Here is a 14,798-nt window from a genome sequence, read left to right on the forward strand (position 1 = left end):
TCCTCATCTCCTTCCCAGATTCCGCGACCACTCCAGAAGGAGCCGCGGTTTTCTCGGTCGTGACGGGCCGCCCAGCACGTCGTATGCGTTCTTGTCCAATGCCGCCAGGGCCGCGAGCCCGCCCGCCACGTAGCCGGCGACGGCGACGCGGGCGAATCCGCGGAGCCGGACGGTCAGGTCCGCTCCTTCGTCCAGTAGTTCCCGTGCCCGCCGCGCCTGGAGCGCCACGACACCGCGCAGCCGGGTCGGCGTGATGGACGCGTCGAGGTCGCTCTCCGCGCAGCCGAAGCGGCGGAGGTCGTCCTGCGGCAGATAGATCCGGCCGCCGCGGTGGTCCTCGCCGACGTCCTGGCAGTGCTCGATGATCTGCAGCGCGGTGCACACCCGGTCGGACAGGCGGAGCCGGTCCGGGGTGGCGGCGCCGAACACGTGCAGGACGATGTGCCCGACGGGGTCGGCGGACAGGGTGCAGTAGCCGAGCAGGTCGTCGTAGGTCACGTACCGGGAGACCTCCTGGTCCTGCCGGTTGGCCTGGAGGAGGCGGCGGAACGGCTCGGCCGGGATCCCGCGGCCGGTGATCGTGCGGGCCAGGTTGCGCATCGCCGGGAGCTCGGGGCGCGTGCCCGCGTAGACGCGGTCGAGGTCGCGCTCGACGGCGTCGAGGAGTGCGGCCCGCTCGCCGGGGGGCGCCTCGTCCCCGATGTCGTCCACGAGCCGGGCATAGCCGTACACGTTCAGCAGGTGCGCGCGATGGCGGGCCGGAAGGAGCCGGCTGGCGACGGGAAAGTTCTCCCCCGTCTGCAGTTCATCGCGGGAGCGGCGTTCCGCTGTCTCGTTCCACAAACGCTCACTGACGGACATGGCGTTCCTTCGAGGGCGGCGGTGGTGCGTGGCGTTCCGAACATGCCCGATAACCGGGTGCCCGCCCGGTAAACACGGGCATCGAGGGTCCTACGGCCTACGTCCCCTGGTCGCCGCGCAAACCCTCCCGAATATCCCTCATATCCGAATATAGACCGGAAGTGGTCAGCCGGGAATATGTGATCCACGAGACCGGCGAGAACCTTTGCCAAGGCGCATTCCCGGGCCACGAGCACAGGCCGCCGCGACAGTGCCCGAATGGGGTGCTGATCAACCGCCGGCGCAGTGCCCGAATTAGGGCGTTGACCGGCGGAAACGCCGTCAGTAAGTGGCGAGGATCTCGGCCAGGATCCGGGGCGTCTGCTCGGGCTTGCTGGCCTCGGTCACCAGCGTGTTGAACACGTGCCAGTGCCGTTCGATCTCCGCCCGGCGGACGGGGTAGTCCGCGTTGTCGGTCCGCTCCAGGTAGACCATGTCCTGCAGGCCCTGCTGCGGGAACCGGACGAGCGTGAGCGGCCCGTCGCCCTCGACGCGCCCGCAGATCCCCGCCGGGGCAATCTGGACGGTGACGTTCGGCCGCTTGCACAGCTCGATGATGTGCCGGACCTGCGCGGCCATCGTGGCCGGGCCGCCGATGGGCCGCCACAGCGCCCGCTCGTCCAGGACGACCCACAGGTTCAGCGGCCGGGGCCGGCGGCGCAGCACGCGCTGCCGCCGCATCCGGAACTCGACCCGCCGCTCGACCTCCTGCTCCGGGTGGTCGTGCCCCGGGTAGCTCCGGCGGATCAGCGCGCGGGCGTACTCCTCGGCCTGGAGGAGGCCGGGCACGTACTGCGGCTCGAACGTCCGGACCAGCTTGGCCGCCTGCTCGGCGGTGAGGTAGGACCGCACCCATCCCGGGACGATGTCGGCGTCTGCGTGCCACCAGGGGTGGGCCGTGGTCTGCTCGGCGAGCGCCAGCAGGGTCGTGCGCTCGTTGTCGTCCGCGCCGTAGCGGGTGAGGAGCGCGGCGACGTCATCGACCGAGCAGGCGGAGCGGCCCAGCTCCAGCCGCGTGATCTTGGAATCGGATCGGCCGATCGCCTTCGCGGCGTCCGCCCGGCCGATGCCTGCGGACTCGCGGAGCGCGCGGAGCCGGCGCGCCAGCAGCAGCCTGGGGACGAGGGGATCCCCGTGGGCGGCGGTGGACGGCGTTCTGCCGGTGATCGTGACGGAGGCCAAGGGGACTCCAATCAAGGGGGACGGCGAGAGCGGCCGTATCGACTATACCTTCACAGAACGCGCCGGGAACGAAACGGACCGCAACGCACCGTGCAAGGTCTCCGCCTCAGAACGCCGAAGACCGACGATCTTTCCGCGCCGGACGGCTCCGCGTCAGGGTTTGCGGCCCACCCCGCAGAGCGTCGGGAGCGGCTCGACCTCGACGCCCACCTCCGGACGCCACGCGTTGACCTCGACGAGCCCGGGCTCCTCGACCTCCAGCCCCTCGAAGTAGCCGGAGATGAACTCGCGGCTGCGGAGCCGGTACGGGACGGCGCCGGCGTCGTCGTACACGCGCTGCGCGGCGTTGAAGGCCTCGTTCTCGTCGGTGCAGTCGGCGACGATGAGGTAGCTGCCGGACGGCAGGCCGTCCAGCAGCCCGCTCACGACGCCCCGTGCCTCGGCGGGCTCGATGATGTGGCCCAGCACGTTGACGATCATCAGCCCGACCGGCCGCGTGAGGTCGAGGGTCTCGGCCACCTTGTCGAGGATCGTCTTGGGGTCGTCGAGGTTGCAGTCGATGTAGGCGGTGCGGCCCTCGTCCGTGCCGGTCATGAGCGCGCGCGCGTGCGCGAGGACGAGCGGGTCGTTGTCGACGTAGACGACCCTCGCCTCGGGGGCCGCGCGCTGGGCGATCTCGTGGGTGTTGTCTACGGTGGGCAGGCCCGTCCCGCAGTCCATGAACTGGCGGATGCCGCGCTCGTGGATCAGGAACCTGATGGCGCGGTCCATGAAGTAGCGCCCGGCGCGGGCGAGCGGCGCGATGCCCGGGTACAGCGAGACGTACTGGTCGCCGGCGAGCCGGTCGACCTCGTAGTTGTCGGTGCCGCCGAGCCAGTAGTTCCAGATCCGGGCGGACTGCGGAACGTCAGTGTTGATCTTCGTCTCGGGCCCGTGATCCGGGCTGGGGTTGCCGTCGGTCATCGCCCTGACGCTCCTTTCGGGGGGCGGCTGCGCCGCTCGCACGGGCGCTGGCGCGCGCGTTACGGCAAACCTAGTCCCGGCACTCCCCGGGCGGCCAGAAACTCGAAATACGGGCCTGTCCGCATTGTCATTGAGGACATTAACGAATACGCAGGGCGAGCATGCCTCCGAGGTTGCCGTGACGGCGGTGACCAGGGGTGAAAGCGAGAAGATCCGGAGCGCCCGGCCGGCCCCGCGTTGGACCCGCACGGCAAATCGATCACTTACGACGGCGACACGATCCCCTGACCCGTCCGGTTCAGTGTTCACACCTCAAGGGATTACGCCGTACAGATCGGACATTTCACACGCGATGATCAGCTCTTCGGCTGCCGGCGACGCACACGTCCAAATCCGTACATAATCATCCAAAATGGATAATCGAGAATTCGTCCACTATATCGCGCCAAGTCGTGGGCGGTTCACGTCCGGTACGTGCGGCGCAGGCCGGGCGCCGGCCGTTTCGGGACGGTCCGCGGCGCCGGATACCGCCTGCGCACCTGGCCGGAGGCGGTATCCGGCCGGACGGCGGCGGCCGGACGGCGTGGCGGCGGGCCGGACGGCCGCGGCCGGCGGTCAGGCCATCGAGTACGCCTGGGTCAGCCGGATGTGGTTGCCGGACGGGTCGCGGAACGAGGAGTCGATGCCGTACGGCTGCTCCTCCGGCTTCTCGACGAACTCGACGCCACGCTCCGTGAACTCCTTGTAGGAGGCATGGCAGTCGTCGGTGCCGAGGAAGATCGTCCCGGCGAAGCCCTTGGCCATCAGCTCGCGGACCTGCGCCTTCGTCGCCTCGTCCATGATCGGCTCTCCGGGGATGCTCATCAGGACGATGGAGACGTCGGGCTGGCCGACCGGGCCGACGGTCAGCCAGCGGAAGTTGCCCATCTCCGGCACGGTCACGTCGATGCGGACCTCCATGCCGAGCTTCTCGGTGTAGAAGGCGAGCGCCTCGTCCTGGTCGTGCACCCACAGCTGCGTGCTGGCAAGCGTGATCATCGGGTTTCCCCCTTGTCGGATCGGTGTGACCCTCACGCTAGATCCGGCGCGGACGGCCCGTCTTCTCGAAACGTCCGGTGTTTCGGGCGTCCGTAGATCCGCACGACGCAGGCGGGTATCCGCGCGTGGACGGACGCCGGCGGGAACGCGGCACGGTAGGCCGTCGGCGGCATCCCGAACATGCGGGTGAAGCTGGTCGTGAACGACCCGATGCTCTGGAGCCCGACGCCAACGCAGATGTCGGCGACGGACCTGTCGGTGGTCCGCAGCAGCGCGGCGGCGCGTTCGAGGCGCCGGGTCAGCAGGTAGGCATGCGGCGACTCGCCGAACGCCCGCCGGAACTGCTCGCTGAAGTGCGCACGGGACAGCCCGGCCGCGTCCGCGAGATCGGCCACGGTGAGCGGCTCGAAATACCGCGCGTCGGCAAGATCCTTGGCACGCAGCAGATGACGGGCGGGCGGCACGGACGCCATGCCATCGAGTATGCCCCCGGCCAGTGACAACCGGCCGGGGGCATGGGGGGCGGCGGGCTATTCGCGGGTGCCGATCGTGTCGGCGGGGCGGGCGGCCATGGCCAGCCGGGCGGGCAGGACGGTCGCGACCGCGGCGAGGAGACCGCCCCAGGCGAGGACGCCCAGGTGCCCGAGCGGCGGGACGTGCGGCGCCCCGCCCGTCATCCCGCCGCTGAACGCGGTGAGCGTGGCCAGGGCGATCGCCGTGCCGAGGACGGCCGCGACGGCGACGATCGCGAGGGTCTCCCAGCCGAGCATCCGCAGCACCTGGCGGCGGGTGGTCCCGACGAGGCGCAGCAGCGCGAACTCGCGGGCCCGGTCGGAGGTGGACATCGCGAGGGTGTTCACCACGGCGATCGCGGTGAACGCGATGATCAGCGCCATCGCGACCTGGTTGACCTCCGCGTTCGTGGCCGCGGTCGTCTCGGCGAGGGAGGCCGCGTCCGTGGTGGGCAGGCCCGCGGGCGGCGTCCCGGCGATCAGGACGGTGCCGCGCGGGTCGTCCACGTGGGCGGCTAGCAGGTCGTGGGACACGGTGAGGTCGCCGAACCCGAGACCGCGCTCGTACACGGCGATCACCGTGGGCGCGATGGGCGTGCCGTCGCCGAGGTGGAGGCGCAGCCCGTCGCCGGGCCGGACGCCGAGCCGGTCGGCGGCGGTGGCGCTCACGGCGATCGTGGACGGGTTGAGGTTCCGCAGCGAGCCGTCGCGGACGCCCAGGTCCATGGTCCGGTCGAGCCCGCCGGGCGTGACGCCCTGGATCGCGTAGTTCTCCAGGTCCACGCGGACGGTGCTCCGCAGGACCTCGGTCACGGCCGTCACGCCGGGCGCGCGGCGGATCTCCTCGGCCAGGCTGTGCGGCACCTTGGGCCCGGCGACGTGCGCGGCGACCGTGCCGTCCACCGCCTGGCGTGTCGCGGCGTGGCCCATCGTGGTCTGGGAGAACAGGATCGTCGCGGTCAGGCCCGTCATCAGCGTGAGCGGCGCCATGACGGACGCCACCCGCCGCGCCCCGGCCGCGAGGTTCGCCGCGGCGAGCCCTCCGCCGACCGGGAACAGCCGTAGCGGCACGGACAGGGCGGCGACGGCGGCGCGCGCGATGGCGGGGCCGAGCAGCGCCACGGCGACCGTCCACACGATCGCGGTCAGCATCGTGACCGGGCTGGACGCCGCCTCGGTGTTCAGCCCGGACAGCACGATCGTCAGGACGACCGCGCCCGCGGTGACGGCGAGACCTGCGACGATCCGGACGGCCCCGAGCCGGGGCCTGCGCAGCGCCGCGTCCCCGAGCGCCTCGACGGGACGGATCCGTGCCGTCCGCCGGGCGGTGATCCGGGCCGCGGCGAACGCGGCGACGATCGCGGCCAGCGTGGCGGCGAACGCGGGGAACGGGCTGACGACCAGGTCCAGGTTGGGTGGGAGCGCGTCGAGGGCGCGGAACCTGTCCCGCAGCCAGAACGCCAGCGGCAGCCCGGCCAGGGCCCCGAGCGGGCCCGCGACGAGCCCGACCAGCAGCGCCTCCCGGCCGATCATCCGGCGGACCTGGCGGGGCGTCGCGGCGACGGCCCGCAGCAGCGCGATCTCCCGCTCGCGCTGCTGCACCGACAGCGCGAACGTCCCGGACACGACGAGAATCGCGACGAGCAGGGCCGTCCCGCCGAGCGCGCCGCCCATGCTGATCAGCTTGATCCGGGACTTCTCCGCGCCGAGGAACTCCGCCTTGCCCCGGTCCTTCCCGGTGTGGACGGTGGCCCCGGTGCCGCGCACCGCGTCCTCGATCGCCTTCGCGGAGCCGTGCGCTCCGATGGCGGTGACGTTGCCGTCCCGTCCGGACAGGTGGGCGGCCTGGGCGGTGGTGAAGAAGACGGCGGTCTGGTGCTTGAGGGACTGCTCGGTGACGCCGACGACGCGGTACGTCCCAGGGGTGGTCGAGGCGACCTTCACGGTGGCGCCCGGACGGAGGTTCTTCGCCTTAGCCGTAGCGGCGTCGATGACGATTTCGTCGTTCGCGGTTGGGGCGCGTCCGTCCCGGATGGTGAACGGGGTGAGGGCGGCGGATTCCCACCCATGCCCCCACGATTCGCGGTCGTCATCGGCGGAGCCGCTGATTTCGGCTGGGAATGTCACTTCGGCGACCACATTTCGCACACCGTCCGCTTGCCGGAGCTTGCCGGCGACGGACGCGGGCAGCCAGGCGCGCTCAGCGATCGCCTTCGCCTTGTGCTTCGTCTTGCCCTTCTTCTTGGTGTACGTCTTGTGGACGAACTGATCCCCGGTGACGACGACCGGAGAGCCCGCATACCGTTCGGGCGCGACAGAGCCGCGCAGTCCCGTGTCGAGCAGGACACCGCACGCGCAGACCAGCGCGGCTGCGCACAGAAGCGCAACGAACGCGCCCGCGAATCCCGCCTTGCGGTGCCGCAGAGTACTGAGAACGAGCCAGAGCATCAGTTCCACGCCCCCAGCCGGGTCATGCGGGCCGCGACCTTGTCGCTGGACGGCGCGTCCATCGACTCGACGATGCGTCCGTCGGCAAGGAAGAGCACGGTGTCGGCGTACGACGCGGCGACCGGGTCGTGCGTGACCATCACGACCGTCTGGCCCATGTCGTCCACGGTCTCGCGCAGCAGGGTGAGGACGTCCCGCGCGGTCATCGTGTCGAGCGCACCGGTCGGCTCGTCGCCGAACACCACGTCCGGGCGCGTCACCAGCGCGCGGGCGATCGCGACCCGCTGCTGCTGCCCGCCCGACAGCTCGCCCGGACGATGCCCGATCCGGTCCGCCAGTCCGACGCGGGCGACCACGTCCGCCAGCCACGCCTTGTCGACCCGCGTCCGCGACAGGCGGAGCGGCAGCGTGATGTTCTGCGCGACGGTCAGCGAGGACACCAGGTTGAACGCCTGGAACACGAACCCGACCCGCTTCCTGCGCAGCTCGGTCAGCTTCGTCTCGCTCATCGCGGACAGGTCCGTGCCGCCGAGCCGGACGGTGCCCGACGTGGGCGTGTCGAGCCCGGCGGCGCAGTGCAGGAACGTGCTCTTGCCCGACCCGGACGGCCCCATGACCGCCGTGAACCGCCCGCGCGGCACGGAAACCGTCACCTCCCGCAGCGCCGCGACCGCACCCCTCCCGCGCCCGTAAACCTTGCTGACCGTCTCCAGACTTACTGCTTCGCTCATGCCCACAAGTCTTCTGACCTGGGGCTTCACGGGCCAGAGACGTGCTCACCAGACACCCGTGATCTCGTCATGGGCCGGGCCGTGATCGCGTCCCTGGTAGACATGAGGGGTGATCAAGGTGCTGCTGGCGGACGACCACCATGTCGTCCGCAGCGCCCTCGCCGGACTGCTGGGCCTCGAACCCGACCTGACCGTGGTGGCGGAGGTCGACCGCGGCGACGAGGTGGTGCCCGCGGCGCGCTCGGCCGGGCCGGACGTCGCCGTCCTCGACATCGACATGCCCGGCCTTGACGGTCTCGCCGCGGCGGCGGCCCTCCACGCCGCCATGCCGGAGGTCGCGGCGCTCGTCCTCACCGGGCACGGGAAGCCGGGCCATCTGCGCCGGGCGCTGACGGCGGGCGTCCGCGGCTTCCTGCTGAAGACGTCGCCGCCGGAGGAACTGGCGGCCGGGATCCGCACGGTCGCCGCGGGCGGGCGCGTCCTCGACCCGAAGCTCGCCCTCACCGCCTGGGACATCGCCGACAACCCGCTCACCCCGCGCGAGACGGACGTGCTGCGCCTCGCCGCCGAGGGGGCCGAGGCGCCGGAGATCGCGGAGCGCCTGCACCTGTCGGCCGGAACGGTGCGCAACTACCTGACAGCCGTGGTCACCAAGCTCAACGCGCGGAACCGCACGGACGCCGCCCGCATCGCCCGCGAGGCGGGCTGGCTCTAGCCGCTCACCGGCCCGGCATGCTCGGGGATTCCCGTAGACAGCCCCTGCGCTCCGCTCTCGCCGATCGTCGCTTCCAGCCGGAACCGGCCGGTGCCGTCGGCGCGGGCGCTGAGCGTCCCGCCGAGGGCGGCGAGCCGCGTGGTCAGGTTCCCGATGCCCGCGCCGGGAGGCGTGCGCGGCGCCGCCGGGTCGAGCCCGTCGTTCTCCACCACCAGCCGGACCGTGCCGCCGACCCGCTCCGCACGGATGGCGCAGCGCGTGGCGGAGCTGTGCCGCAGCACGTTCGTCACGGCCTCGCGCAGCACCGTACCGAGCACCGCCGACACTTCCCCGTCGACGGCATGCCCGCCCTCGACCTCGACCTCGACCTCGACACCCGCCGCCGTGAGCACCGACCGCGCGGACGCCACCTCCCCGTCCAGCGACAGCTCGGCGGCGGCCCCGCCCGTCGCGGTGCGCAGATCGCCGCGGGCCTGCTCCGCCATGGCGACGACCTCGGCCAGCTCCGCGCGGGCGCGCTCCGCATCGGCTCCGGCCAGCCGCCGCGCCAGCTCGCATTTGAGGAGGATCGCCGCCAGGCTGTGCCCGAGGAGATCGTGCAGGTCCCTGGCCGCCCGCAGCCTTTCCTGGACGGTCGCCGCCCGCGCCAGCTCCGCCCCCGCGACCTGCAGATCCCGCACCAGCCTCGCCAGCCGGACGAGCCCGTACACCACGAGCCCGGTCACCAGCGTGCTGACCGTGTAGTTGACGACCGCCGCCGTCCCGAGGCCGAGCGCGACCGCGCCGGCTCCGACCCCCGCCATCGTCGCCGCCACCAGCGGAGCCGCGGCCCGGACCGGAAGCCCGACGAGGAACGTCCCCGCGAGGACGCCGGAGGCGCCGAGCCACGCCTCCCCGAACACCGGAGCGGGCGCGACGCTCAGCACGGCGAGGATCAGCGGCCACCCTCTCGGCCGACCGCCGCTCGTCCAGACCAGCTGCGCCACCGCGATCAGCGCCAGGACGGCCGCCGCGACCGCCCAACGCGGCCCCCACGGGACCAGCAGCAGGCCCTTCACGCAGAACCCCGCGAGCACGGCCGCGAGGAGGGCCAGCGAGAGCCGGTACGCCGAACGGTCGGGGACCGGCACGGTGCGGTCTCCGGCGTCCACGACCGCCTCCACGGCGAACCGGCCGTCGTCGCCGAGCCCGGCGGAGAACGCACCGCCCGCCTCCCTGACCCGCTCCGCAGCCTCCGCCAGGCCCTCTGCACCGCGCGCCGCCGTGCGAACCCCGTCATTCGCGACGCGCAGCTTGACGGCGCCTCCGCTCTCGGACGTCTCGATCACGCAGGTGCGGGCCGATCCCGTCCGGACCACGTCCGTGACGGCCTCCCGCAGCACCAGCGCTAGCAGCGCACCGGCCGGGCCGAGCGGTTCGCGGTGCCCGGTCCGCACGTCCGCCTGGACGTCCGCCGCCTCCAGCAACGCCCGCGCGGCCGACGCCTCGGGCGCCAGCGACATGCTCCGGAAGTCAGCGGCGGCGGCGCGCGCGTCGTTCAGCGACCGGCGGGCGACCGCCAGCACGTCCCCGATCGCGGCGGGACGATCGACCGCCTGCCGGGCGCCGTCCGAGATGGTCGCGAGCCCGTCGCCGAGTCCCTTGTTCAGCTCAGCCGCGATCCGCAGCCGCTCCCGCTCGACCGCCGCCATGGTGAGCGGCAGCCGTGCCGCCGCCGTGTCGGCCGCCCTCTCCGCCAGCCTGACCAGCCCGTACGCCACCAGCCCGATCAGCAGGCACGTGATCGTGACGTCCACGACGCTCGCGCCGCCGCCCCGCAGGAGGTCGATGAGCGCCGCGCTGCCCACGACTCCCGCCGCGACCGGCCACGCACCCGCCGACAGCAGCGCGCCCGCGACGAACCCGAGAAGCCCCACCGACGTCCCGAACGCGATCACGGCCGTGTACGCGGCCAGCGCCTGCCCGAGCACGACCCGCCCGCCCCGCCACCGCTCGAACCGCGGGACGACCCACACCAGGTGCAGCGCGAGGACCAGCGCGACCAGCACGGCGGCCGCCCCGATTTGCGCGACGCCACCGTCCGTCCGCGAAGGGGCCGCCAGCAGGTAGACGCCGGCGAACGACGTCAGCACGACGCCGACGATGACTCGCGCTATTCGCGGGCCATGCATCGCCTCGGCCACTGTCCCTCAACTCTCCCGCCAGGAAACTCTCGCCCCAGCCAACCAGAGAAGCAGGGGTGCGACGCCCGGCGTCCGCCCCGGGGGGATGGGTCCGGGGCGGACGTCAGCCGAGGCCGCCGCCCAGCGCGGGCGGCGCGGGGCGCGGCGGGCGCCGCGGGGCGCGCGCTGGGGTCAGCGGGCCTCTTCGTATTCCTTTTCCTTTTCCTTCTTGCGCTCCTTGCGGTCGCGCTTCTCCTCGTCCAGCGCGTCCTCGTGCGTCCGGACGACCTCGCTGTCGTGGATCTCGCCGCGCCAGCCCTCGACGTCATCGGGATGCGTGAGCGACTGCGTCATCACGAACCGGCGGAAGTGCTTCAGCTCCAGCCGGACACGACGGCCCTGCGCACGCCACATGTTCGCGGTGCGCTCGAAGAGGCCCTGCGGGTGGTATTCGAGGACGAGCAGGACGCGGGTCAGGTTCGGCGACAGCTTGTGGAAGCTGACCGTCCCGTCCACGTGCCCCTTGGAGCCCTTGGACCGCCACACGATGTGCTCGTCCGGCACCTGCTCGACGATGGTCGACTCCCACGTCCGGCTGGACCAGAAGATCTTCGCCTTCCAGTGCAGCTTGCCGTCGTCGGTCTGGTCGACGCTGACGACCTTCTTCATGAAGGACGGGTAGTCCTGGAACTGCGTCCACTGGTCGTAGACGAGGCGGCGCGGCGCACCGATGTCGATGTGCTCGACGATGTTGGTGACCTTCACCTTCTTCCCGCTGCCGCCCTTGCCGCCGCCGCTCTTGGCGTCTTCCTTGCCGTCGTCCTTGGAGCCGTTCTGGCCGACGCCGGGAAGGACGCCGGTGGCGGTGTCCTTGAGGCGTCCGAACACCCCCGTGCCCGGCTGCTCTGAGGTCTCCTCCGCGGCCTTGGCCTGGCCCTTCTTCTGCTTCGTCTGCTTCTGCTCGTTCTCCTGCGAGTCCGCCCCGCCGGACGGGTCCTGGCCGTTGCGGCGCCCGCTGATCGCACGGTTCGCGGCGACGGCCGCGCCCGCGCCGAGCAGGAGGCCACCGGCCGTACCCGCGGTCCGCTTGCCGGGGACGTTCTTCGCGATGCCGTTCAGGCCGGGCAGCCGCTTGCTGCGGCGGCCGGGCAGCCGTTTGGCGATGTTTCCGACGGGCACCCGGCCCATCCGGTTTCCGCGTTTCATGATTCGCTCCCTCACTCCGGGGTTGTGACGGTCTCGCCGTCGCGGATCTCGCCGCGCCAGCCCTCGACCTCGTCGGGCCGGGTCAGCGCCTGCGTCATCACGTGGCGGCGGAAATGTTTGAGTTCGAGACGGGCGCGGCGTCCCTGCGCGCGCCAGAGGTTGCCGGTCCGCTCGAAGAGACCGGCGGGGCGGTATTCGAGGACGAGCAGGACGCGGGTCAGGTTCGGCGACAGTTCGTGGAAGCTGACCGTCCCGTCCACATGGCCCTTGGGCCCCTTGGACCGCCACACGATGTGCTCGTCCGGCACCTGCTCGACGATCGTCGACTCCCACGTCCGGCTGGACCAGAAGATCTTCGCCTTCCAGTGCAGCTTGCCGTCGTCGGTCTGGTCGACGCTGACGACCTTCTTCATGAAGGACGGGAAGTCCTCGAACCGCGTCCACTGGTCGTAGACGAGGCGGCGCGGGGCGCCCACGTCGATCTGTTCGACGATGTTGGTCGGCTTCCCCCTTCGTCCGAATCCGAGGGCCTCCTTCAGGGCCGTCCAGCCGAAGCTCAACAACGCCCGGAGCGGGGACTTGCCCTCGTGCAGCGCCTTGACCCCCGCCAGGGCGCCCTTGACAAGCGGCCCACCTCGCTCGGCCGCAGCCGTGAGCTGCCGCACGGCGCGCTCCAGACGCCGCTCGATCCGCTGGACGAGCCCGCCCAGAGCCCGGCGTCCCAGGCGCCGCGCCGACAGCACGGCAACCGCTCCGCCGGTCCCGACGGCCAGTCCCTTCCGAAAGCTCATGTCCCCTCGCCGGTCGCGTTCGCTCGTGCCCGTTCCAGGCACGGCGCCGCTATTACCCGGTCAAGCAGGGGCAAAACAGACCCCAGGCCAGCCGAAGCGCAAGGAGACGGCGAGTGGCCGCGAAATGACCGCCCGGGGATCGGGCGGCCATCACCGCAGGCAGCCGCGTCCCGCGTCCGCGAAGAAGCTCCTCACCCGCGCGCCCGCGTCAGGCTCGGCAGTCGCGAGCGCGTCCAGCACCCCTTCAACCGACGAGGCCCACACCCGCACACGCCCACTGGCCCGCCAGACACCGTCCGCGCCCCGCGTGATCGACCATTCCGGGAAGATCTGCCGGAGGAACAGCAGCAGAATCCCGTCGTTCACGCGCGCACAGGCTCGATTTCGGCCCAGACGACCTTTCCACCTTCATTCAGCGGCCGAGTCCCCCACCGCCGGACGAGCCCCTCCAGGAGCAACAGCCCCCGCCCGCTCTCGACGCCGTAGTTGACGGGCCGGATGACGGGCAGGGCGTCGGACCGGTCCCACGTCTCCACGACCGGGGTCCCGTCGTCCTTCCGGTAGGCCCGCACGATGACCGTGTCCCCGTCCTCCGACCCGTGGACGACGGCGTTCGTCGCGAGCTCGCTGACGACCGTCTTCGCGACGTAGTCCGTCAGCCCCCACGCCCCGAAGACCAGCCCCACGAAGTCCCGCGCCTCCCGCACTTGCTGCACATCCGCCTTGATCACAATCGCCTCCGGCTCACCCATCCGGAACTCACCTCCGCGTATCGTCGTGACTCAACGCAAAGGAACGGCAACTTGGAGTAATATGGAGGCTAAAGCGCGCCAACGCAACGCGTGCGCTTGCACCTGCTTGCAAGCGCTTCCGAAAGGGGGACGCTCCATGCGGTCGCGAAAGCCCACCCCGCAGACGATCGCCTACGGCATCGCACTTGCAAGCCTTCGCGAAGATGTCGGAATTTCCCGACTCGAACTGGCAAATCGGATCCCGGTCAGCCGCAGCTACATCGGTCAGGTGGAGAACGGCACCGCCCGCTGCCGCAGGGAATTCGCCGCAGAACTCGACACGGCCCTCGACAGCGGAACCACGATGGTGGACGCCTGGGACGACCTGCTCAAGACCAGCCGCTATCCGTCCTGGTTCGCCGACTACCCCCTGGCCGAGGGCACCGCCGCACTCCTGCGGGCCTACGAGACCATGTTCGTCTACGGCCTCTTCCAGACCGAGGCGTACATCCGCGCACACCTGAAGGACGACGTCGACATCGAAGGCCGACTCCGTCGTCAGGAGGTCCTGCGACGCGAAGACCCGCCAATGCTCAGCATCGTCCTACTCGAAAACGTCCTCTGGACGTGCATGGGCAACGAAGAAGTGATGCGGGAGCAGTGCGAACACCTGCTCGCCATCTCCGAATGGAACAACGTCACCCTCCAGATCGCCCCCCTCGCCTACTACCCGGGACTTCAGGGGCCGTTCAACCTCGCCACACAGCCCAACGGGGGCGAACTCCTCCACATGGAAGCCGCCAGAGGCGGCATCACGACGCCCGACCGAGAGGATATCTTGCAGATCGTCGGCGCATTCTCGGCGTTGCAAGCTCGCGCCCTGAGCGTCGATGACTCCCGTGAGTTCCTCAGAAAGGCGATCGTCCGGTGGACCTGATCAAGTGGCGGAAGGCACGGCAAAGCGGTGACCAGGGCGGGGCTTGCGTGGAAGTGGCACGGTTCCCTGAAGCCGTGGCCGTCCGCGACTCCAAAGACCCCAACGGCCCCAAACTCCTACTGACCCCCCACACCTTCCACACCATCCTCAACACCCTCAAGCACTAGCCCCCTGCCGCCCGGCCCTCCCAGGGCCGGGCGGCACACATCCTCCAGCCGAAAGCACAGAACGGCACACCAACATGCCCGCGGCCAACACCACGTGGCGAAAGTCGAGCCGTTCCGCTGAGTGCACATCCGGGCAATGCGTCGAGTTCGCAGTGTTGTCCGGCATGCTCGCCATCCGCGACAGCATGGACCCCGGCGGCCCCAAACTCATGCTGACGGCCACCACAACCAACACACGCTGACCATCCCTGCACGTTTACCTGTACCTGGCTGTGCACATGAACCCGTACGCCGACACCCCGACTCATATCGATG

Annotated in this window: 16 protein-coding genes; 4 read left to right on the forward strand and 12 right to left on the reverse strand. The window is 71.1% G+C overall.

Annotated elements, in window-relative coordinates:
- Positions 1-3: 3 nt before the first annotated feature.
- The 7 genes from hpnC to ACH34S_RS02755 all read right to left on the reverse strand — a co-directional run bounded on the left by hpnC (position 4) and on the right by ACH34S_RS02755 (position 7,774).
- A complete protein-coding gene (gene hpnC / locus ACH34S_RS02725) occupies positions 4-861 on the reverse strand; it encodes a squalene synthase HpnC (RefSeq protein ID WP_395950749.1) in 858 nt (285 codons plus the stop codon).
- A 321-nt stretch (positions 862-1,182) separates the two neighbouring features.
- A complete protein-coding gene (locus ACH34S_RS02730) occupies positions 1,183-2,082 on the reverse strand; it encodes a helix-turn-helix domain-containing protein (RefSeq protein ID WP_395950750.1) in 900 nt (299 codons plus the stop codon).
- A gap of 153 nt (positions 2,083-2,235) precedes the next feature.
- A complete protein-coding gene (locus ACH34S_RS02735) occupies positions 2,236-3,045 on the reverse strand; it encodes an SAM-dependent methyltransferase (protein WP_395950751.1) in 810 nt (269 codons plus the stop codon).
- A gap of 615 nt (positions 3,046-3,660) precedes the next feature.
- Entirely contained in the window at positions 3,661-4,083 is a 423-nt protein-coding gene (locus tag ACH34S_RS02740) for a VOC family protein (RefSeq protein WP_395950752.1), read from the reverse strand.
- Positions 4,084-4,115: 32 nt separating this feature from the next.
- Entirely contained in the window at positions 4,116-4,556 is a 441-nt protein-coding gene (locus ACH34S_RS02745) for a helix-turn-helix transcriptional regulator (RefSeq protein ID WP_395950753.1), read from the reverse strand.
- Between the two features lie 57 nt (positions 4,557-4,613).
- On the reverse strand, positions 4,614-7,043 hold the full coding sequence (locus ACH34S_RS02750) for an FtsX-like permease family protein (RefSeq protein ID WP_395951425.1): 2,430 nt from the start codon (positions 7,041-7,043) through the stop codon (positions 4,614-4,616).
- Complete coding sequence (locus ACH34S_RS02755) at positions 7,043-7,774, reverse strand: ABC transporter ATP-binding protein (protein WP_395950754.1); 732 nt, start codon at positions 7,772-7,774, stop codon at positions 7,043-7,045. Before ACH34S_RS02755 ends, ACH34S_RS02750 begins: the two co-directional genes overlap by 1 nt.
- 109 nt (positions 7,775-7,883) lie before the next feature.
- Between ACH34S_RS02755 and ACH34S_RS02760 the strand changes: the two genes are divergently transcribed.
- On the forward strand, positions 7,884-8,489 hold the full coding sequence (locus ACH34S_RS02760) for a response regulator (protein WP_395950755.1): 606 nt from the start codon (positions 7,884-7,886) through the stop codon (positions 8,487-8,489).
- Here ACH34S_RS02760 and ACH34S_RS02765 read toward each other — a convergent pair.
- From ACH34S_RS02765 to ACH34S_RS02785, 5 genes are all read right to left on the reverse strand, one after another.
- Entirely contained in the window at positions 8,486-10,621 is a 2,136-nt protein-coding gene (locus ACH34S_RS02765) for a sensor histidine kinase (RefSeq protein ID WP_395950756.1), read from the reverse strand. The two genes, ACH34S_RS02760 and ACH34S_RS02765, sit on opposite strands and share 4 nt — an antisense overlap.
- 222 nt (positions 10,622-10,843) lie before the next feature.
- Positions 10,844-11,857: an SRPBCC family protein gene (locus ACH34S_RS02770; protein WP_395950757.1), complete on the reverse strand. Its 1,014-nt coding sequence runs from the start codon at positions 11,855-11,857 to the stop codon at positions 10,844-10,846.
- A gap of 11 nt (positions 11,858-11,868) precedes the next feature.
- Positions 11,869-12,648: an SRPBCC family protein gene (locus ACH34S_RS02775; RefSeq protein ID WP_395950758.1), complete on the reverse strand. Its 780-nt coding sequence runs from the start codon at positions 12,646-12,648 to the stop codon at positions 11,869-11,871.
- A gap of 150 nt (positions 12,649-12,798) precedes the next feature.
- Positions 12,799-13,014: a hypothetical protein gene (locus tag ACH34S_RS02780; RefSeq protein ID WP_395950759.1), complete on the reverse strand. Its 216-nt coding sequence runs from the start codon at positions 13,012-13,014 to the stop codon at positions 12,799-12,801.
- Positions 13,011-13,400 carry an ATP-binding protein gene (locus tag ACH34S_RS02785; RefSeq protein ID WP_395950760.1) on the reverse strand — a complete coding sequence of 130 codons (390 nt, stop codon included), beginning with the start codon at positions 13,398-13,400 and terminating at the stop codon, positions 13,011-13,013. The genes ACH34S_RS02780 and ACH34S_RS02785 overlap by 4 nt, the downstream gene beginning before the upstream one ends.
- Before the next feature lie 136 nt (positions 13,401-13,536).
- On the opposite strand from ACH34S_RS02785, the gene ACH34S_RS02790 reads away from it, so the two are divergent.
- The 3 genes from ACH34S_RS02790 (at position 13,537) to ACH34S_RS02800 (ending at position 14,725) form a co-directional block, all read left to right on the forward strand.
- Complete coding sequence (locus tag ACH34S_RS02790) at positions 13,537-14,316, forward strand: Scr1 family TA system antitoxin-like transcriptional regulator (protein WP_395950761.1); 780 nt, start codon at positions 13,537-13,539, stop codon at positions 14,314-14,316.
- Positions 14,307-14,483 (forward strand): DUF397 domain-containing protein, encoded by a 177-nt coding sequence (locus tag ACH34S_RS02795; RefSeq protein ID WP_395950762.1) that lies wholly within the window; start codon positions 14,307-14,309, stop codon positions 14,481-14,483. The genes ACH34S_RS02790 and ACH34S_RS02795 overlap by 10 nt, the downstream gene beginning before the upstream one ends.
- A 74-nt stretch (positions 14,484-14,557) precedes the next feature.
- The gene (locus tag ACH34S_RS02800; RefSeq protein ID WP_395950763.1) at positions 14,558-14,725 is read left to right on the forward strand and encodes a DUF397 domain-containing protein; all 168 of its coding nucleotides are present in this window, start codon (positions 14,558-14,560) and stop codon (positions 14,723-14,725) included.
- Positions 14,726-14,798 lie beyond the last annotated feature (73 nt).

It is taken from the genome of Actinomadura sp. 3N508, from assembly GCF_044326375.1.
Taxonomy (GTDB): Bacteria; Actinomycetota; Actinomycetes; order Streptosporangiales; family Streptosporangiaceae; genus Spirillospora.

Excerpts from the sequence above, each read along its gene's own strand:
- ACH34S_RS02770 (WP_395950757.1), bottom strand. The coding sequence starts at position 11,857 with ATGAAACGCGGAAACCGGATGGGCCGGGTGCCCGTCGGAAACATCGCC.
- ACH34S_RS02735 (WP_395950751.1), bottom strand. The coding sequence starts at position 3,045 with ATGACCGACGGCAACCCCAGCCCGGATCACGGGCCCGAGACGAAGATC.
- ACH34S_RS02800 (WP_395950763.1), top strand. The coding sequence starts at position 14,558 with ATGCCCGCGGCCAACACCACGTGGCGAAAGTCGAGCCGTTCCGCTGAG.
- ACH34S_RS02775 (WP_395950758.1), bottom strand. The coding sequence starts at position 12,648 with ATGAGCTTTCGGAAGGGACTGGCCGTCGGGACCGGCGGAGCGGTTGCC.
- hpnC (WP_395950749.1), bottom strand. The coding sequence starts at position 861 with ATGTCCGTCAGTGAGCGTTTGTGGAACGAGACAGCGGAACGCCGCTCC.
- ACH34S_RS02745 (WP_395950753.1), bottom strand. The coding sequence starts at position 4,556 with ATGGCGTCCGTGCCGCCCGCCCGTCATCTGCTGCGTGCCAAGGATCTT.
- ACH34S_RS02785 (WP_395950760.1), bottom strand. The coding sequence starts at position 13,400 with ATGGGTGAGCCGGAGGCGATTGTGATCAAGGCGGATGTGCAGCAAGTG.
- ACH34S_RS02740 (WP_395950752.1), bottom strand. The coding sequence starts at position 4,083 with ATGATCACGCTTGCCAGCACGCAGCTGTGGGTGCACGACCAGGACGAG.
- ACH34S_RS02750 (WP_395951425.1), bottom strand. The coding sequence starts at position 7,043 with ATGCTCTGGCTCGTTCTCAGTACTCTGCGGCACCGCAAGGCGGGATTC.
- ACH34S_RS02755 (WP_395950754.1), bottom strand. The coding sequence starts at position 7,774 with ATGAGCGAAGCAGTAAGTCTGGAGACGGTCAGCAAGGTTTACGGGCGC.
- ACH34S_RS02790 (WP_395950761.1), top strand. The coding sequence starts at position 13,537 with ATGCGGTCGCGAAAGCCCACCCCGCAGACGATCGCCTACGGCATCGCA.